Raw genomic sequence first — 19,272 nt, forward strand, 5'->3', positions numbered from 1 at the left:
TTGATGTGATTTCACCATTTCGTTTGACGTCAGCGGGCCGTCAATAAACGAGACGGAGATTAATCATGTCATTACCCAGATTCTATTTACAAAATCAAACTTTACCTAGCCAATGCTCCTCATTTTTGGAGGAACAGACATGAACATCGTATTGAATGAATTAAAGATAAAAGCGACGTTTCTGCACAAAAAAATCGAGCTTGACGATCAAACCACGCTCACCTTAATCAAGAAACTCAGTCGACAACGTCGCTGGCCTGTTCCTGAACAATGGCAACACAAACATTGCTTAAATCTGATTGCAGCAAAGTATGGTTTTCACGATTGGCAGCACGCTCATCACATTTTCTCTGGATTAGCAAAAATAGGAGAAGATATGGGCGATTTTTGGCAAGAAAATTTAGGCTTTATCAATCATTGGTTTGCCAGCTATCAAGAAGCTTTGGATTACTTGGCGCAAGATAAAAACGCCTATTTACTGCCGTATCGACAGCAATTTATGGTTGTCAAATCTGAATACCTTGAAGCTCTCCACTTTCAACCCAATCATATTTGCTGGCTTCAATTTGAACGCAATTTATGCTCGGCATACGGCAGTGACTCGTGGTTAGAATTAGCTTTGTATCGATTGAAGCAACTGGGCTAGCGTACTTATTGCTGATGAATGTGTTTATTAACGTCATCGCAATGATGGGAATTAAAAAGCGCTTTAATTCCCATTTTCCTTCTTCTGATTCAGGCAAGAAGGAACAATAAAAATTGTGGGCGCGATTTTAGATTGCCGCACCAACCTACAAGAACTAACTTATTTTTACCCGAATCGCGTGCTCCTCGCTCACATTAGAAACTGCTAACAGAACGGCTTATGCAATCATTGATCTTTCACTGGCACCTGATCGATCATCTTGTTTTGCAAGACCTTGATCATCTCTGTTAAACGTAAAACGGGATATACCGTCTCTGTTTCGATTTCCTTATGCGTGCTTGCAGCATCTGCAGATATCAATCCTGATTGCGGGCCAAAGCGTGCAGTATAAATACGTGCATTACCTTTCAATGCTGAAAGGTATATTGATAAAATTCACGGTTGATGCAAATCGTCACAATCTTATTCTCGAATAGTAAGAGCATGTTTGTACAGATTTAGTAAATCAAATGATTGGAGAAACGAAATATGGAGAATAATTTATTGTCGTATATGAGGCTTGTCAATATTAAATATTTTCTATTTAGACAGATAACGTTCGAGCGGCGAGCCAAATTTCTGCAATACATGTTCAATTTTCTGACCTCAGTTTTTCTTGGGACGAATTTAGTTGCATGCGAGAGAACGGGACAAACATTTTACATCGATCGTGCGAATGGAATCTATTCGAAGGATCCATCGCAAGCTGTTGAAATTTCTATTGACGGCTTCAGATTTTCTATTCCCGGTGGATACTTAAATAGTGTTGGGCGATGGAATAACGAAACATTAACTTTTGATGGGAATTTTTATTTTGAAATGGATGCTGAATCGCTTTTACCGATTACAAAGAAAAGTCGTAAGAGAATTTGGGGCGGGGTTGTACCTCGAACGGCAAAGGTTTGGGGTGAAGCAGCGGAATTAAATCAATTGTTAAACGGGACACATCCATATTTGCATGCTGAGCGAGCTCCACATTTGGATCAGAATGGATTAATAGGTTATCTAGCGAACGGCTATGAGATATATGTAGATCGTCTGGGTAGTGGGGAAATCATTATTTGGCGTTGCACTGTCAGTGAAGCATTGCGCACTCCTTTCTGTGAAAATCGATCGATTTTCACAGGTCTTCAGTTGACAATTTTTTACAATAAAAATGACGTTTTAGCCTCACCACGAAAAAATCTTGAAGTAATCAAAGTACTTAAAACGCAACTTAAAGAGAATAAATGATGCCTACAAATAGCACCACTATACCACCAGCGATTATTGATCAATAATGCGCGATGCCCCTGGATTAAGCTGATAGCTTCCAAGAAAAAATATTTTCATTCCAGCATTTTTTGCGATCGAAGCAAGCGACGTCAAAGCGAACTCTGCATCGCTTTGTGCAGACTCTCCGAACGCTCCTATCAAATCTCCACCTCGTTCCTGAATTACAATTCCATCATAATGATGAGTTTGCATCGCTCGCACGAGCGTCTCATCCTTTAATCGATCAGTTAAAGTTGCACCACCCTGTACCAGCATGTCGGCTTGAACAGCATGACCATTATTGCTACTTAAAGTGGAGAAGACAGCAGGAATGTTGCCCACATAAGTAAGACTATTTCCAACAAAAAGAACGCGTTTTATCGAGCTATGAGCTTGAGCATAAGGCAAACGGAGTGTTGTAAATGCATGCAAATTCGTCGCCAACACGAGAGCCGAAATAGCGCACAAGATGCGAATCAAAAACTGCATAAATTACCTCAACTTCCGACAAAAATATAAGCGCTCCCTAACCCTGGCAACGCTAAGGAAATGCAACGAACAAAGTCAATACTGACAGCAAAACTTTGCTAACTCATTCATGCTCCAAGTGCATATCAGGATGGACAGGGAAAATACAAGTCCATAAATAACTGGGCCTTGCAAGTTAAAACATATCGCGCACACAAATGGGGTTCCTCGATTGCGTAGAGAATATGAATTCTCATCTATGAGCGTTGTATTTTTTCACGATTTTTTTTGAACTCCGCGTGCCAACTTCGCCCTAAGTTTTGATCTATCACAGACATTCCTCGAATCAATTCTTTTCTTGACCGCAGTCAATGAATTGCAAAAAACAGCAGAGTAGCCTGAGACCATTCGCACTGCAATCGTTCCGAGTTTCACAACCAAAAATCACATCAATCAAAAAGAAAACCAGCAATACATCATCGATTAACGCAAGGTCGTTTTTATCAAAATTAATTTTTCACGCTTTCACATGTTTGTTCACAAAGAGGTCCAAAAATGAAATTCATCTCCGCTCGTATCAAAACACCGATGTTACGTCCCCTTGTCGCCGCCTTGGCTTGTTTACCCTTAACTTTCAGCGTCGCTTATGCGCAAGAAAAGAAAGATGAAAAAACCCACTCGGCAGCAGAACTCAAGTACCAAGCTGGTGGTTCGCCTTTAGCCAACGAAGCCATGCATCAAAATATCAATCCTAAGGCGCCTCCAATGACGCAAGCAGAATTTGAGATTGGTAAACAAATTTATTTCCAACGCTGTGCAGGCTGCCACGGTGTATTGCGTAAAGGCGCGACAGGTAAAGCGTTGACACCAGACATTACTTTAGAAAAAGGCACAGAATACTTGAAAGTCTTTATCGCTTATGGCTCACCAGCAGGTATGCCAAACTGGGGAACCTCCGGTGATTTGAGCGAAAAAGAAGTGGATTTAATGGCACGATACATTCAGCAAGAGCCACCTACCCCACCAGAATTCGGCATGAAAGAAATGCTGGCGACTTGGAAAGATATTATCCCGCCAGCTAAGCGTCCAACCAAGAAAATGAACAAGTACAACATCGCGAATATCTTCTCGACGACATTGCGCGATTCTGGTGAAGTGGCCTTGATTGATGGCGACACCAAGAAAATCATTAACATCGTCAAAACCGGCTACGCCGTCCATATTTCTCGTATCTCTGCCTCGGGTCGTTATCTCTACGTCATCGGTCGCGACGCACGTTTGAATTTGATCGACTTGTGGATGGAGAAACCAGATAACGTCGCCGAAATCAAAATCGGTTTAGAAGCACGCTCCGTGGAAACCTCGAAGTTCAAAGGCTATGAAGACAAGTTTGCAGTCGCCGGTTCTTACTGGCCACCACAATACGTGTTGATGGAAGGCGATTCATTGAAACCATTGAAAATCGTTTCTACACGTGGCATGACAGTGGACAATGAATACCATCCAGAACCACGCGTCGCTTCTATCGTAGCGTCGCATTACCATCCAGAATTCGTGATCAATGCCAAAGAAACAGGCAAGATCATGATGGTCAACTATGCCGATCTGAACAATCTGAAAGTCACGACTTTGGACGCAGCGAAATTCTTGCACGATGGTGGTTTTGACTCCACAGGTCGCTACTTCTTGGTCGCAGCGAATGCCTCGAATAAGATCGCCGTCGTTGATACCAAAGAAGATAAGATGGCCGCGATTGTTGACGTCGGCAAGACGCCACATCCAGGTCGTGGCGCGAACTTCGTGCATCCTAAGTTTGGTCCAGTATGGGCAACTAGCCACTTGGGTGACGAAAGTATCTCTATGATTGGTACTGATCCTGTTAAGCATAAAGCACAGGCTTGGAAGGTTGTCGATACGATCAAAGGGCAAGGTGGTGGTTCCTTGTTTATCAAAACCCATCCAAAATCCAAAAATCTGTGGATCGATACACCTTTAAATCCTGACGCAAAAATCAGTCAATCGGTGGCCGTGTATGACATCAATAATTTCGGCAAAAGCTTTGAAGTATTGCCTATCGGTGAATGGTCTGGACTAGGTGAAGGAGCAAAACGTATCGTGCAACCTGAATACAATCAAGCTGGCGACGAAGTATGGTTCTCTGTCTGGAGTGCCAAAGACAAAGAATCAGCCATTGTAATCGTTGACGACAAAACTCGTAAATTGAAAAAAGTGATCCGTGATCCAAAACTGATCACGCCAACGGGTAAATTCAACGTCAACAATACTCAACACGATGTGTACTGAGGAGAAATCGATGAAATTCACCCTTTCAACTTTGTTAGCGACATGTGCATTGGCAGTAGCAAGCCTACCTGCGATGGCCGACACAGGCGCGGATCTAACTAAGAAAAACAACTGTATGAATTGTCATGGCGTCGATAAGAAGATCGTAGGCCCGGCATTCAAAGACATTGCCAAGAAATATAAAGGGAATGCCGATGCAGTTGCACTGTTGTCCAAGAAAGTAAAAGATGGCGGCAGCGGTGTGTGGGGTCCAATTCCTATGTCGCCAAATAAAGCCGTCAGCGATGCGGACATTAAAGTGATGGTGGAATACGTGTTGGCCATGAACTAAAACGCGTAATGGAGTGCAGCGCTGCACTCCACTACGCGCAGTTCACATTCAAGCGTACAGAGAACTAATCTGTACGCTTTTTTTATATTTACCAGTTCATTGTTAGGCATATTCACTGATAGACTTTTGCATCTAGGGCGCCATATTATGCGCAATAGCGCTGTGCTCAAAACGCTGCACGTATGAACTTCGCAGATAGGCAGAGCTCTCAGACAAGCCATGCATGCTATCGAGAACATTGACCATGACTACAAACGAACTTTGTATGAATCCGAGCTTGATCGATTGTCGTCAAGCCACACCAGAACAATATCCACAACTAGGTGGTAAAGGTTCGCAACTTGCTCGTTTGCACCGTTATGGTTTACCGGTGCCGATCAGCTTTGTTATGCCGGCTGCCTACTGCCGTGCGCTGATTCCCGATGCGATCTGGACCCAGGCGATAGCCGCCTGCACACAGTTCAAGGATGAGCCGGAGCAGGCAGAATTAGCCTTAGGCACAGTTCGTCATGCGATTACCCAGTCGTCTACGCAAGATGACGCTAACGGCCAATTCCGAAGTGCATTAGAAGCATTTCTCACTGCACAAAACTGGCAGCAACAAACGCTTGCGGTGCGCTCTTCTGCGATCGGCGAAGATGGACTACAACATTCATTCGCTGGCATTCATCAAAGTGAACTCAATGTATTAGGACTTGCCGCTTTAGAACGCGCCATTTTAGAAGTGATCGCGTCCTTATGGACGCCACAAGCCTGCGCCTATCGCGATAAGATTCAATTTCCGCATTCCGATGCCAATATGGCGGTAGTGATTATGCCTATGGTCGAGAGTCATGCGGCTGGTGTGATTTTTACTTGCGATCCGCGTGACGGTCGTGAAGACAGATTATTGATCAGCAGCGTGTTAGGTTTGGCAGATGATCTAGTAGCAGGCAAAGTCAATGGCGAAGACATTATCGTGCAACATGATTGGTCGCATCAGGATTGGCATATCGCTGGTCGGCGTTCTGTGCATAGCAACACGATGCAGATGTTTGACGCGCAGCATACACAATCGCAGCCCCACGCACCCAGTCAAACTGACACGATTTTATCTGACGCACAAGCCATGACACTGGCCCAATTAGCCAGTGAAACTGCCAAGGCGATGGATTATTCAGCTCCCTATTTTGATATTGAATGGGTCTTCGACGGTCAGCAATTCTATTTGGTGCAAGCACGCCCTATCAGTGCGCGCGGGCTATACACCTATCCCTACTTGCAACAGCACGCAACGATGTGGACAAATGGGAATACCAAAGAAATTTTGCCCTTCGCGATTAAGATCAGTGAACGTGATCCCTTGATTGTCGCGGTGAACGAAATGCTCACGCTCGCGCAACAAATCGTGGGCGTTCAAGTTCCGATTGGCATACAACGGGCTGCACAATTTGACGGTCATGTCTATCTGAACGCCTCTGTTATTCAATGGGAAATTTACCAGCATTTCAATCTTCATCCCGACGAAGTCAATTTCATTTTTGGTGGGCATCAAGCCAATATTCCGATTCCAAAACGAGCTTGGACAAATTACCTCAAGGTCGCAGGCAACTATGCAAAAGCATTGACTCGCTTCCCCGCTTATCGACGGCGCGGTATGCAAGAAGCGCAAGCAATTCAGGCAGAGAGTTTGGCGTGGCGCAAACAGGATTTATCCACACTGAGCAATGCCGCACTGCAGCAAGAAATTCGTGAGCGATCACGCTATACCTACTTGCGGCATCGCGGGCTTTGCCTGATGCAAGGTGCCAGCGGCACGCTCATGCAATTGCAAAAATTTTTAGATAAAGCCTGCCCGCAAGATGCCAAGGCGCTAGTCGCCGCATTAATGAGTGAAGGTGAAAAGAGTGTCAGCGCACAACAAGCCTTTGACTTACTCAGCCTAGCAAAAATCGCGCTGAACGATCATGTCGCGCTCGATTTCCTGCGAGGAAATCTAACAGAGATCGATATCCAAAGGTGTAGCCCAGCCTTTCAACAAGCATATACTGAGTTTTTGGCACGCTACGGCCATCGCGGCAATTATGAATCCTATGTTTCCCGTCCGAGCTGGCGCGAACAACCTGACACTCTGCATCTAGCCATACTCCATTTAGCAGAAGTCGATGCGGATGCCTTACAAAAACGACAGCACGAACAAATCGCCTGGGCGTGGAAAACCATCAAAGCGCAATGCCACTTCGGACAAGTTAGTATGATCAAATTCATGCAGAAACAAGCCAAAATGGAATGCAACCAACGTGAATTTGCACGCAGCCATTTTGGACTGCTATTAGAGCGCTCTCGTGCCCTAATGTTAGAAGCTGGGCGACGCTTGCAAGAAACAAACAGCATTTCGAATAGCATAGATGTTTTTGATTTGGATTATGCTGAAATCGACAAGCTTCTGTCCAACAGTGATACTAGTCAGCATCTTGCGCAAGCAATGCAACATCGTATCGCCGATAGACAACAACAGATCGCGCGATGGGATGCGATGCCTATGCGCGATGTGGTACTTCAAACAGCGCAAGGCATGGTTGCCAAGGATTCCGCCAATGCCTCACCCAGTCTTCCTAACACTAACATGGTACAGAATGACGCTACACAAGAATGGCAAGGTATCGCTGTCAGCATGGCCAGTTACCGTGGCAAAGTATGCTTGGTCGAATCACCTGCACAGATCGCCAAGCTTAAACGAGGTGATATTGCGATTGCGCTCAGTACAGACCCCAGTTGGCTACCCATCTTTTTAAAAGCGGGTGGGATGATCGTTGAAACGGGTGGCTATCTTTCTCATAGTGCGATCGTTGCACGCGAACTAGGTATCCCAACGATAGTCAATTTGCCTGGCATTACAACACAACTACAGGATGGGGATGAGGTCATGATTGACGGCCCAGCTGGGCGCCTCTATCGCTTAACATCAAGCAAAATAAGTCAGTAAAACTATGTCACGACTATTTACATTGCACTTACTTTTCACGGCTTGCTTAGGTATTTTTAATACTGACGTCATGGCGCAATCAAGCGATATTCACAGCGCAACCCCGCGTCTAGAAACCAAGCAATATCAGTTATTTGAGGATGTAGATAAACACCAAATCCGCATCCTTGATCGCAGCACAAAACAAACACTGCGCGTACTTCGCTTGCAAAACAAACAGGGGAAATATTCTCAACTCAGTACCATCTTGCACCACCAACAGCGTCAAAGTTTTATTCTGGTGTTATCCGATATTGCAGAATTATGGGAGCTCAGTTATGACCCCAAAGCAGAACCCGTCTATCAAGGCTGGGTACATGATTATCAAATGGGCGAAGGGATCGCCGATACCCAGTTGTTTGCACCGCGCAAAACTTTACTGAGCACGGCTTTAGATTGTTTCATCCTCGATCCACAGCGCCCGTATGTGGCAGGTGCAGATCAGCAGGGGAAATTTCAAATTATCAATCTCGATATTCGACGCCAAATTGTGGAACAGCAATTTGCGCAACCTGTGTATCCATGTCTTAGCAAGTTAGAAAATACGGGGGCGACTTCGGTGCTGCATTTAAAGCTGACGTCTTCCGCTGCCGACAACACCGATACAACTAGTTCTGTTATTTTGATTGATATGAAAACGGGAAAGCAGTTGACGCGTTGATTTTTTAGGCATTGCTTGGTTTGCGTCGTTGCTTGGTTTGTACACATCGCTGAACTACCCTCACCCTAGCCCTCTCCCGCTTGCGGGAGAGGGGATTTCAAACGAAATTTATGAGCGCAGATTACTGTTCAAATTTAGCAATCAATATCACGACGATTGCCTATTTCAAGGAATACATTAAGTCCCCTCTCCCGCAAGCGGGAGAGGGTTAGGGTGAGGGACGTTCAGTAACAACAAACCCTTGCAAGAACAAACAAACTCACCAACAATTTAGAATCCCACCACCAAAGAAGCATGATAGTAACGACCCGGCTGCGTATAGGCATCAACCACCACGGAGTTCGCGGCTAGGCCTTGCACATCACTCCAATTCCAATACTTCTTATTGCTAATATTGTCGACACCAACATTCAGGCGCCAGTTCTTTTGCATAGTCCATTGCAATTGCATGTCCAAAGTCGTTACGCTTGGCACCAAGAATTGACGCACACGTGGCGGTACAGCAGGCTTAGGCAAATAAGGACTACTCAAACCTGCTTCGTCCTTGCCCGCTTGATGACGTGCATTCAATTGCCAATCGACTCTATCAGTGGTGTAACGCAGACCAGCGAAGAACTTGCTGGGGTTAATCGCACTCAAAGGCGTATGTGCAACTTGATCGGTGCCGCGAGTTTTACCATAAGAAAATGGCGAACTCCATTGACCACCTGCAAACTCGGCCCATTGAACTTGTCCACGGATTTCGAAACCATCTATTTTGGCTTTATCCACATTCACAGTTTGAAAAATCGCTGGATCCCCCGCAACGCCTTTGCCACCTAAGGGTTTTTTATCGTAAATCAAATCGGTATAACGACCACTAAACACGGCCACGTCGAGATTGAATTTTTCAAATAAAGCACGCACACCGATTTCAACATTCTGACTCTTCTCAGGCTTTAAGTCAGGATTCGCCAATAACACTGCCGGCACAGTTGAGCTATCAAATACCCCATTGATCTGCTGCGCATTTGGGGCGCGGAAACCGCCAGCTAGATTGGCATAGGCATTCCAATCCGCATTGACCTTATACAGCACGCCCAACTTCGGAACGACTGCCGAACCTGATAGCGATTTCGCTGGTGTTTTGGCCGGAGGTGCAAAGCCTTCCTGCGTTTTGACGTCTAAATCAAAATGGTCATAGCGTAAGCCTGGTGTGATGATCCATGAGCCTGCAAAGATCTCATCTTGCACAAACACTGCGCGGCTTGAATCACGGGTATCAGGAAAATATTTGCGTGGCGTAAAATCTGCATTGCCGGGGTCCACACCATCAAAGAAATTACTAACGTCGATTCTGGAATAATCAAAACCATAGCTAAGACGCTGTGCGAAATCGCTGGATGATTTGAACAACTTATCAGCTAACACGCTAAACTGCCACGCTTGCTCGGCATACGATACTTTACGCACACGATCAGCTAAGGTATTTCTATGCGTCACGCCGTCGTCTTGCGCACTGCTATCTTGATAGCTGAGATTGCTTTGGACATGATCGACCCAGCCATGATTGAGCGTATAGCGATCAGTTAAGGTAAAACGATCACGCGTCGATTCTTTATGCGCAGTTTCGCCTTTGACCGCGGAAGCCGTCGTCATTGGCAACTTGGCGCGGCTCGACAACAATTCGAAATCGGAGATCTTATCGATGTGCTCAACACTCAAACTGTGCTTTTGTGTCGTGCTAGGTTGATACACCAATTTTGCCAATACCGACTGAGTTTTATCGTCTTGTGGATTGGGTGTCGTTCTGTCGATATTAGGCACATCATTCGTCCCCTTATTTTCCAAGCCTTTGGCCTTACTTGCATTGGCACTAATCAGCCAACTCCACTGCGGGTTGATACGACCGGCCAAACTAGCACCAAGGCTACGGCTATGGTCATCACCACTCCAATTAGCAAATAATTTGCCGCCAAAATCTTTAGGCGCAGCACTCTTCTCTTGCAAAAAATCTTGCGGTTCTAAAGTCATGAAATTGACCAAACCTGCCAAACCATCCGAACCATATAACACCGATGCTGGGCCGCGTACGATTTCCACTTGGCGAATCAAATTCATCGCGATTGAATCACGTCCAAAAGCATTACTACCGTTAATGTAACTACGCGGTAGCCGCATACCATCGATCAACATCAGGACGCGATTACCGTCCTGACCACGGATAGCAAATCCAGCATTACCATCGCGCCCAGTGGAATTACCAACGCCAGTCACAGTAAAGCGCGCTGGCGCCCTTTTAACTTCGACGTTGGCAAGATTCTTGGCCAGATCCCGAATATCTGAAATACCCGAGCGCTCGATTTCTTTTTGGTCAATGACGTCGATCGCCATTGGCAAATTTTCGACAAACTGTTCGTAGCGTGTTCCGCTGATCACGACTGTTTGGGCGAGCTTTGGGGTCCCTCCAGTGTCGCTTTTTACCGCCACGCCATGATCAACACTAAGACTCGTCGTCTGCGCATTCGCTGTACTGACCAGCCATCCACTCAGACTGACCACAGCAAGAGTCTGTAGAAATTGTCGTAACGCAAACGCCCTCGGAGGGGCATATATACCTGTAGAAAACGATTCGTAAGTAGAACGTAGAAGCATAATGACTCCAAAATGTTGTTTGAAGTCAGTCTAGCCTTGAGAGAAAAACGGTCAATCCGCTGTTTGCAGTTTGATATAGGTCTTTCGAACTATATGCTCATCGATTTTTTTTGAAATTTTCTTTTATAACCAAGGAGATACAACATTGTCAGCACTCCATGTATCTGTGCTAACAGGCTAGAAGATCGATACACGTCATTGATGTATCGCAATGCAGCCAGTGTCGTTCGAGGCGCCCAAATTCCAAGTTCCTCGCATCAAATCGGCCTTGTCAGACTGCATTGCCACAACAAAATAAAGTTTGATCTACCCAACGCACTACCTTTTTCTATTCGAATCCGCGATAAGGCGTCCAATCTCTCGACTAAACTCTTCATTCGCACGAGCGTTATTTTCAGTTGCGATACGATAACTCATCCTATTCGCCTTCAAATAGGCTGCATTATTTGTATTGATCGATTGCCGACCAAGATCTGATCGATAGAATTTCAGCATTTTTTCAAGTTCAATGACCGAATGCGAGTTAGCATAATGATCGACCAGCACCGCTGAAAATGTCCGACTATCTAAGGTCTTGCACGCTTGTTCTTGATAGGTCTTTAACGCAGATACGACGAGCGGCCAAGAATGCGACGAAGGCGAGATACCGCCAAAGTAACTAGGATTATCCTTGTATATTTTTTCTGCTGTCGTCAAAGCTTGTTCATCCAGACACAAACGATGCAAAGCATTCGATTGCGCTTCATTGTCGAAGGCATCAATTAGACTTTGCGCTAATTCTTGACGTCTTTGTCGGTCAACTGTGTCTACGAAGGCCAATCCGCGAGCGCCGATTTCCTCCTTATCTGTCGATTGCGATGTCCTTGTCGATTTCTTCAGGCGGTCCAACTTCGCCTGAATTTCCTCACCGACAAAAATTTGCGGATGCGAAGGCTCGTATTCTTCTTTTTTCTCCCTTGCATCGATCGCTGGTTTGGCTACTGCAAACGCCTCTACGAACGAGAGATCGCTGCCGAGGGCATCCACAAAAAACGCTTTGCCAAAATACGTGTACTCGGCATCATTGCTACAGCCAAAAGAAGTTTTATCTGCCGCTGCTGAGGTAATAATCAGACTATTGGGATTTTTTAAGGGTTCGATATATCCACCTGAATAGCAAGCTGAAATCACAATCACACGGTGCTTAATACCCGCTTGATCTAACATCGTTTTAAGAACTTGTGGGTTAAGCTGCTTAAATTGCATCCCTCCAAACTCGAGACTAAATTCGTGCGTTTTTGAACCATGCGATGTCAAGTACAGAAACAAGACATCACGATCGGAACGCATCAGCGTTCCGACTTTATCGATCGCCGCCTGCAAAGCTGTCAGGCTGGCAATCGAGGTTTCATTCACGGTTAATTTATTATTGATTAAGCGAATACTGTGATTAGCCGTGTTAAATCGTTGTTGAAACAATTGTTCAACAAACTTCACTTCGTTCATAAAAACATTTTGACTTGCATAGCCTGCGACGCCAATGAAAAACATTTGCGGATCCGCATCTGTGGATGCTTGAATTCTTTCTAACTGCTGCTTGAGAATACTCGGTTGGGTATAAAAGATCGCTTCTTGATTGAGGATATCGTAGTCACTGACGACAGCACCCTCGTCCCCATCTTGATCCGCTCGATAGTCAGGAATCCAAAGTGAGGCATTTTTGTACATGCCAAAAAGCGGAATACTCAGCAAAGCGCCAACAACGAAGACGGTCAACGCACGACGAATAATTTGTTGAACCCGAACAATTCTAATCGTCGCTATGGCTGCAGCTAGGCTAATCCACAGTGCCATAGCTAAATCAAAACTCGGCCGCCAATCCGGCAGATAAGTCCGCAATAATCCGAGTCTATATATTTCGATCGCGAGCAAATAACATAGCTGATGTATCAAATAAAGACCCGAGAACATCATAGTCAATACACTTAACTGACGAGCTTGCTGCGTTCGCGCCAATACAATGATCGCACTCAAAAGACTAACAGGAATATAGAAAAGTAATCCTGGCATACCATATAAAACGATCTGCCCTCGACTACCTACTTGTGTGACGTCCGCAATCAATTGAATCAGAACAGATATCAAGACTAGAACAAGTAAGAAAGCCCAAGAACCTTCCCATCCCTGAGTCGAAAATTTTCGATATACACTCGCTCTAAAGACCGCTACAACAAATGCAAGAAAATTAGATTTATTATTGGCGGTTTCAACATCAGATCGCGCTCGATTTGCGAATATTGGGCTGGGCGACTCTTCGCAGGGCGACTCTTCGCAGGGCGACTCTGCGCAGGGCGACTCTTCGCAGGGCGACTCTTCGCTTGGCACGTCCAAACGCATCCCTTCATTCACAATCGACATTTCCTGTCCTTCGACTAAAAGCGGATTTCCGGACTGGGTCGCATCTTCGTTTGATTTGTCCATTGATTCATTCTCAAAATAATGTTGATAACGACACCGAGAAATCGATCTCTAGCCTTTAAACTCCCAATTCTTCCAATTAGCTAATACCGCGTTAGGATATTCTGGACGTCCGCGACTCCCGTTATAGCGCCCTAGTGCCAAAAATAAATTGCCGCCTTCCATATCGATATACATACGCAGAATCGAACAACCATAACGTAAGTTGGTTTGCATTTGGAATAATTTTTTTGGGTCTCCATCCCCAATCACGCGAGACCAAAATGGCATCACTTGCATATAGCCGCGTGCGCCGACGATAGACACCGCATATTTTTTGAAACCTGATTCGACTTGCATCAAGCCCAACACCATACCCGTATCCAAACCAGCGCGTTTAGACTCATACCAAACGGTTTCAAGGAATTCCAAGCGCGTTTGTTTATCTGGCATACGACGCTTGAGACGATCCGAGATTTCGCCTAACCAATGCAGGTATTTAATGCGATCTTCAATTTTATCGAATGTCGGTTTGGGTGGACGCGGATCGGCGACGACTTTAGCAAGTGCGAGTCGAACCGAATCAGCGATGGCTTCCTCTTTTTGATTACCCGCAATGGCCAATGACGAGACAGCCAGTAATAAGATCAGAAAACAAACGCGAGTTTGTCTTTTTAAAGAACAAACTCGCGCCAGTACGTCTTTTGTTAACTTCATTCTTAGATTTGCTTCGCCTGCAATTTAGCGGTCAAGAAACTGAACATCTCTGCGACAGCAACATTGCTCGCCTCAGCATCACGGCGACCTTTGTATTCCAAATTGCCTTCTTTTAAACCACGATCACCGATCACAACACGATGCGGTACACCGATCAATTCCCAATCCGCAAACATGGAGCCTGGACGCAAATCACGGTCATCCAGCAACACATCGACGCCGGCGGCTAATAAATCGGCATAGAGTTTTTCTGCTTGTTCTTTGACTGCAGGGCTCTTTTCCATCCCCATAGGACAAATCACCACTTCAAAAGGCGCTATCGCTGTCGGCCAGATAATGCCTTTGTCGTCAAAGTTTTGTTCAATCGCCGCGCCCAAAATACGTGTGATACCGATGCCATAGCAACCCATTTGCAAAATTTGTGGTTTACCATTTTCATCGAGGAACGTCGCCTTCATCGCTTCGGAATAACTAGTACCTAGCTGGAATACGTGACCGACTTCGATACCGCGTTGAATCGCCAACACGCCTTTGCCGTCTGGAGATGGATCGCCAGCAACCACATTGCGCAAATCCGCCACCATAGGCTCAGGTAAATCACGCCCCCAGTTAGCACCTGTAAAGTGAAAATCTTCTTCGTTTGCGCCACACACAAAATCGCCCATCATCGCCACGGTGCGATCCGCAACCACTTTAACTGGCAACTTGGTATTCACCGGGCCGAGGTAACCGGGTTTTGTACCAAAGTGTTCGACGATTTCTTCTTCGGTTGCGAAACGGTAGTTAGCTAAGCCTGGTACTTTGCTCGCTTTGATTTCATTCAACTCATGGTCGCCGCGTATTAGCAATAACCAGACTTGTTTAGTGACTTTATCTTTTTCTTCGGTTTCAACAGTCAACACGATAGACTTAACCGTGTTTTGCAAAGGAATATTTAAAAGCTCTGCCACATCTTCACACTTGGCTTTACCTGGTGTCGCTGTTTTTGTTAGCGCCTGTGACGCAGCTTGACGTTCGCTAAACAATGACAAAGCTTCTGCCGCTTCCATATTTGCTGCGTAATCTGAGGTTGGGCAATACACCAAGGCATCCTCACCCGTTTCCGCAATCACGTGGAACTCATGTGAACCTGTCCCGCCAATCGCGCCGTTATCCGCTGCGACGGCACGGAACTGCAAGCCGAAGCGATTAAAAATACGGATATAGGCGTCATACATGGTTTGGTAAGATTTTTTCAAGCCATCCAAATCACGATCAAAAGAATAGGCATCTTTCATCGTGAATTCGCGACCACGCATCAAGCCGAAACGTGGACGACGTTCGTCGCGGAACTTGGTTTGAATATGGTAAAAGTTAATCGGCAATTGGCGATAAGATTTAATCTCTTGACGCGCTACATCGGTAATTGCTTCTTCAGAAGTCGGCTGAATAATGAAATCACGACCATGACGATCTTTCACGCGCATCAATTCCGCGCCATATTTTTGCCAACGACCTGTTTCTTGCCACAGTTCAGCGGGCTGCACGACCGGCATCAACATTTCAATCGCGCCAGAGCGATCCATCTCTTCACGTACAATTTTTTCAACTTTACGAATGACGCGCAAACCCATAGGCATGTAGTTATAAATACCAGAACCGAGACGCTTAATCATCCCGGCACGCATCATTAATTTGTGGCTGACGATCTCGGCGTCGGCTGGAGCTTCTTTTAAAGTAGAAATAAAAAACCGTGTTGCGCGCATGACTTGTTTCTTTTCAGTAATTTAGGGTTAGGGATGACATCAAATTAACCAAGATCGCGCTACCTTAGATAGACTGGCGACATCGGATTTTTTGAAACAACAACGCTGGAACTTTTTTGTTGAAGTCCTAGGTTATAATCAACTCAATTTTAAAGGATATGCTGGCTCATGCGCTCACTCTTTGCAATTTTGATGATGGTTTCGACTGCTTAATTGCATTTTTTTTGCCCGAAATAGGTTTTTGAAAGATATTCTCTGCAAAACTCCTTGAATTCGGCACTAAAAATTTCGCCCGTCAAAACACAGAGTAAGCCTTGGCCACGTTTGGGATGCCCTAACAATTTGTTCAACAACATCGATTTTAGCTTGGAGTATTGGCTAAAAATGAGGCAAAAATCAGGGTTTTCTGCTGTATGCGAAGATCTGCATGATTATGCACTTGTCATGTTTTGAACACTAGTGATGGGTTTCCCAAGAAATAATTGGGGTTAAACCATGTTGGATCGTGAAGGCTTTAGGCCTAACGTAGGCATTATTATGCTGAACGCCAATAATGAAGTCTGGTGGGGCAAGCGAGTGCGCGAGCATTCTTGGCAATTTCCACAAGGCGGCATTAAATACGGCGAATCACCGGAACAAGCCATGTTCCGTGAATTGGAAGAAGAAACGGGATTGCTACCCGAACACGTGAAGATACTTGGTCGCACACGTGACTGGTTGCGCTATGAAGTCCCCGATCATTTCATCAAACGCGAAATTCGCGGTCACTATCGTGGCCAAAAGCAAATTTGGTTTTTATTGCGAATGGTTGGTCGTGATTGTGACGTCAATTTGCGTGCAAGCTCGCATCCTGAATTTGATGCGTGGCGTTGGCATGACTATTGGGTTCCCCTTGATACGGTCATTGAGTTTAAGCGTGGCGTTTATCAAATGGCACTCCAAGAGCTGTCACGCTTCCTGCACCGTCAAGACGGTCAGAAAAAACCATACCATCAACGTCGCCGTCATCAGGACAACAAAGTAGAGCCCTCTGTACATAAAGAACAGAAGGTGGAAACGACGGTTGTGCAAGAACATGCGCAAATACCGACGATGCCAAAGGATGGTCAGATTGAGATCAATATCGAGACAGTCGTGATTAACGAAGTATTTCATACTAATAAATCCTCTACCTCGAATTAGAAATTGCGAAGGATGCACATGATGTTAATAAACAAGCTGTTCCCTTGGATGAACATCGGCGTCGCAAAAAGTCTTGCCTTAGGCCTGTGTCTAGCAAGTTCAGCTTGCTATTCCTATGCCTATTCTGATTCCCAAGATATTGTCGAGAAGGAAGTTAAAGTCTGGATTGATAGCCCGGTCCACTTTCCCGCGTCACCGATCTCCGAGAATTTGCTTGCTTTTTATAGCAATGAAAGTCAACGTTTTTTCATTGATCGACTCTCGGTCAGCGTCGCTGCGGATGGTAGTTTCCGGTACACGATCGTATCGATCAGTTCGACTGGAGCAAAAAATGTGAGCTATGAGGGATTGCGCTGCGATTCCAATGAAAAACGCCTGTTCGCATTCGGACGTCATGATGGCAGTTGGTCCGCGTCAAGACGAGACAACTGGGATGGCTTTAGCGCTCGTGGCATCAATCAACAGCATGCCACGCTGGCTTGGGATTTTGTATGTGAAGGTGGGAGCGTCGCTGGCAATGCAGACAAAATCATCCAACGCATTCAGCAGAAACAATCACTTCGACAATTTCACTGAGTAAGTACACTGAGTAAGTACACTGAGTAAGTATTTTCACTTCAAACGGGTTAGCGATCTCAAAGCAAACAGAGTTCATAAATTTCAACCAGCGCTTCGTTGATAGAGATTGATGAAGCGCCGCGTTAATGCTTGGTTGACTGAATCGATATTAGCACGCAGAGTCGGCACCTCTCACAGTGGACCGTGCAGAATCAAGTCAGCTGCCCGAACCTAACAAAAAACTACCATGCACACACCCGATAAGCCGCTCAAAGGAATCTTCGCAATGTTACTCGCCGTGTTGATGTTTGCCATTATGGATGCATCAATGAAGCAACTAACTCGTGACTACGGCCCTATGCAAATCACTTGCATGCGTGCGACATTTGCTTTGCCATTTATTGTGAGCTGGCTTGTATGGAGTAATAAATTGCAGCACTTGCTTGAGGCACGTTGGCCATTACATCTATTTCGGGCTTTGCTCGGTATCACAATGCTAGCGAGTTTTATCAAGAGCGTAGAAACACTCTCGCTCGCCAATGTCTACAGTATTTTTTTTGTTGCACCATTGATGATCAGTGTTTTATCGGTTTGGTTTTTAAAAGATAAAGTTAGCTTGAATCAGTGGGCTGCTATTTTGATCGGGTTGGGCGCGGTGTTGTATATGCTCAAGCCCTCTGGCGATGGGATGTTCAGCTTAGGTTCAGTGATGGTATTAGTCGCCGCACTTTGTTACGCAGTTTCAGCGATAACGGTACGGATACTCGCAAAATCCGACCATGCGGGGAATATGGTGTTTTGGTTGATGGTAATGATTATGTTAGGAGCGGGCTTACTCGCCGTGCCGGATTGGAAACCACTTCAACTCGTTCATTGGCCTCTATTTTTATGTATTGGCATTACCGGAGCGTTGGGTCAAGTATTTGTCACAGAAGCCTTTCGCCTCGCACCACCAGCGATCATTGCACCGTTCGAATACACGGCATTAATTTGGGGGCTCGGTTTTGATATTGTATTTTGGCAGATGTATCCGAGTGCTTCGGTACTAATCGGTGCCGCTATCATCATGTTAAGCGGCCTGTATCTGATTTGGCAGCAACATAGCGAAACAACTGAACCAACGCTTCCTCCCTGACTCTCCTTTTCTGATGTGTAACTAAACATCGATATCAGACATTTCCACACAAAAAAAATCCACTAAGATGTCGCTTAGTGGATTCTTCCATTTCAAATACTGAAATGTATACGGAGTGCAGAATTTAACGCTGCGTGATCGACTCTTTTAGAACGCAA

At 45.4% G+C, this 19,272-nt stretch carries 14 protein-coding genes and 1 pseudogene; 10 read left to right on the forward strand and 5 right to left on the reverse strand.

The window, feature by feature from the left end:
* Positions 1-139: 139 nt before the first annotated feature.
* A complete protein-coding gene (locus tag KDM90_RS05660) occupies positions 140-646 on the forward strand; it encodes a hypothetical protein (protein WP_212674636.1) in 507 nt (168 codons plus the stop codon).
* A gap of 528 nt (positions 647-1,174) precedes the next feature.
* Positions 1,175-1,918, forward strand: a complete 744-nt coding sequence (locus tag KDM90_RS05665; protein WP_212674637.1) for a hypothetical protein — start codon at positions 1,175-1,177, stop codon at positions 1,916-1,918.
* Between the two features lie 33 nt (positions 1,919-1,951).
* On the opposite strand, the gene KDM90_RS05670 is transcribed toward KDM90_RS05665, so the two are convergent.
* A complete protein-coding gene (locus KDM90_RS05670; RefSeq protein WP_212674638.1) occupies positions 1,952-2,428 on the reverse strand; it encodes a hypothetical protein in 477 nt (158 codons plus the stop codon).
* Positions 2,429-2,962: 534 nt separating this feature from the next.
* On the opposite strand from KDM90_RS05670, the gene KDM90_RS05675 reads away from it, so the two are divergent.
* The 4 genes from KDM90_RS05675 to KDM90_RS05690 all read left to right on the forward strand — a co-directional run bounded on the left by KDM90_RS05675 (position 2,963) and on the right by KDM90_RS05690 (position 8,707).
* Complete coding sequence (locus KDM90_RS05675) at positions 2,963-4,711, forward strand: cytochrome D1 domain-containing protein (protein WP_438947424.1); 1,749 nt, start codon at positions 2,963-2,965, stop codon at positions 4,709-4,711.
* Positions 4,712-4,721: 10 nt separating this feature from the next.
* On the forward strand, positions 4,722-5,042 hold the full coding sequence (locus KDM90_RS05680; protein WP_212674639.1) for a c-type cytochrome: 321 nt from the start codon (positions 4,722-4,724) through the stop codon (positions 5,040-5,042).
* A gap of 265 nt (positions 5,043-5,307) precedes the next feature.
* Positions 5,308-8,007 carry a PEP/pyruvate-binding domain-containing protein gene (locus KDM90_RS05685; RefSeq protein WP_212674640.1) on the forward strand — a complete coding sequence of 900 codons (2,700 nt, stop codon included), beginning with the start codon at positions 5,308-5,310 and terminating at the stop codon, positions 8,005-8,007.
* A 4-nt stretch (positions 8,008-8,011) separates the two neighbouring features.
* The gene (locus tag KDM90_RS05690) at positions 8,012-8,707 is read left to right on the forward strand and encodes a hypothetical protein (RefSeq protein ID WP_212674641.1); all 696 of its coding nucleotides are present in this window, start codon (positions 8,012-8,014) and stop codon (positions 8,705-8,707) included.
* 270 nt (positions 8,708-8,977) lie between these two features.
* Here KDM90_RS05690 and KDM90_RS05695 read toward each other — a convergent pair whose 3' ends face one another.
* Together KDM90_RS05695 and KDM90_RS05700 are read right to left on the reverse strand one after the other, a co-directional pair.
* The gene (locus KDM90_RS05695) at positions 8,978-11,341 is read right to left on the reverse strand and encodes a TonB-dependent hemoglobin/transferrin/lactoferrin family receptor (protein ID WP_212674642.1); all 2,364 of its coding nucleotides are present in this window, start codon (positions 11,339-11,341) and stop codon (positions 8,978-8,980) included.
* A gap of 318 nt (positions 11,342-11,659) precedes the next feature.
* Positions 11,660-13,717 (reverse strand): C13 family peptidase, encoded by a 2,058-nt coding sequence (locus KDM90_RS05700; protein ID WP_369123426.1) that lies wholly within the window; start codon positions 13,715-13,717, stop codon positions 11,660-11,662.
* Between KDM90_RS05700 and KDM90_RS18440 the strand changes: the two genes are divergently transcribed.
* Complete coding sequence (locus KDM90_RS18440; protein WP_369123427.1) at positions 13,618-13,860, forward strand: pentapeptide repeat-containing protein; 243 nt, start codon at positions 13,618-13,620, stop codon at positions 13,858-13,860. The two genes, KDM90_RS05700 and KDM90_RS18440, sit on opposite strands and share 100 nt — an antisense overlap.
* Here KDM90_RS18440 and KDM90_RS05710 read toward each other — a convergent pair.
* Together KDM90_RS05710 and KDM90_RS05715 are read right to left on the reverse strand one after the other, a co-directional pair.
* Complete coding sequence (locus KDM90_RS05710) at positions 13,850-14,494, reverse strand: lytic transglycosylase domain-containing protein (RefSeq protein WP_212674645.1); 645 nt, start codon at positions 14,492-14,494, stop codon at positions 13,850-13,852. The two genes, KDM90_RS18440 and KDM90_RS05710, sit on opposite strands and share 11 nt — an antisense overlap.
* A gap of 2 nt (positions 14,495-14,496) precedes the next feature.
* Positions 14,497-16,239 carry a proline--tRNA ligase gene (locus KDM90_RS05715; protein ID WP_212674646.1) on the reverse strand — a complete coding sequence of 581 codons (1,743 nt, stop codon included), beginning with the start codon at positions 16,237-16,239 and terminating at the stop codon, positions 14,497-14,499.
* 495 nt (positions 16,240-16,734) lie between these two features.
* Here KDM90_RS05715 and KDM90_RS05720 point away from each other — a divergent pair.
* The 3 genes and pseudogenes from KDM90_RS05720 to KDM90_RS05730 form a co-directional block, all read left to right on the forward strand.
* A pseudogene (locus tag KDM90_RS05720) lies at positions 16,735-17,205 on the forward strand (RNA pyrophosphohydrolase); the annotation flags it as partial.
* Between the two features lie 234 nt (positions 17,206-17,439).
* A complete protein-coding gene (locus KDM90_RS05725; RefSeq protein ID WP_212674647.1) occupies positions 17,440-17,997 on the forward strand; it encodes a CNP1-like family protein in 558 nt (185 codons plus the stop codon).
* 229 nt (positions 17,998-18,226) lie between these two features.
* A complete protein-coding gene (locus KDM90_RS05730) occupies positions 18,227-19,114 on the forward strand; it encodes a DMT family transporter (protein WP_212674648.1) in 888 nt (295 codons plus the stop codon).
* Positions 19,115-19,272: the final 158 nt, after the last annotated feature.

It is taken from the genome of Affinundibacterium fentianense (assembly GCF_018139545.1).
GTDB classification, from domain to species: Bacteria; Pseudomonadota; Gammaproteobacteria; order Burkholderiales; family Burkholderiaceae_D; genus Undibacterium; species Undibacterium fentianense.

What these genes read in the sequence shown, in the direction of transcription:
- KDM90_RS05715 (WP_212674646.1), bottom strand. Translation starts at nt 16,239, where the DNA reads ATGCGCGCAACACGGTTTTTTATTTCTACTTTAAAAGAAGCTCCAGCC.
- KDM90_RS05685 (WP_212674640.1), top strand. Translation starts at nt 5,308, where the DNA reads ATGAATCCGAGCTTGATCGATTGTCGTCAAGCCACACCAGAACAATAT.
- KDM90_RS05730 (WP_212674648.1), top strand. Translation starts at nt 18,227, where the DNA reads ATGCACACACCCGATAAGCCGCTCAAAGGAATCTTCGCAATGTTACTC.
- KDM90_RS05695 (WP_212674642.1), bottom strand. Translation starts at nt 11,341, where the DNA reads ATGCTTCTACGTTCTACTTACGAATCGTTTTCTACAGGTATATATGCC.
- KDM90_RS05725 (WP_212674647.1), top strand. Translation starts at nt 17,440, where the DNA reads ATGATGTTAATAAACAAGCTGTTCCCTTGGATGAACATCGGCGTCGCA.
- KDM90_RS05710 (WP_212674645.1), bottom strand. Translation starts at nt 14,494, where the DNA reads ATGAAGTTAACAAAAGACGTACTGGCGCGAGTTTGTTCTTTAAAAAGA.
- KDM90_RS05680 (WP_212674639.1), top strand. Translation starts at nt 4,722, where the DNA reads ATGAAATTCACCCTTTCAACTTTGTTAGCGACATGTGCATTGGCAGTA.
- KDM90_RS05660 (WP_212674636.1), top strand. Translation starts at nt 140, where the DNA reads ATGAACATCGTATTGAATGAATTAAAGATAAAAGCGACGTTTCTGCAC.
- KDM90_RS05675 (WP_438947424.1), top strand. Translation starts at nt 2,963, where the DNA reads ATGAAATTCATCTCCGCTCGTATCAAAACACCGATGTTACGTCCCCTT.
- KDM90_RS05700 (WP_369123426.1), bottom strand. Translation starts at nt 13,717, where the DNA reads ATGCGTTTGGACGTGCCAAGCGAAGAGTCGCCCTGCGAAGAGTCGCCC.
- KDM90_RS05690 (WP_212674641.1), top strand. Translation starts at nt 8,012, where the DNA reads ATGTCACGACTATTTACATTGCACTTACTTTTCACGGCTTGCTTAGGT.
- KDM90_RS05665 (WP_212674637.1), top strand. Translation starts at nt 1,175, where the DNA reads ATGGAGAATAATTTATTGTCGTATATGAGGCTTGTCAATATTAAATAT.
- KDM90_RS05670 (WP_212674638.1), bottom strand. Translation starts at nt 2,428, where the DNA reads ATGCAGTTTTTGATTCGCATCTTGTGCGCTATTTCGGCTCTCGTGTTG.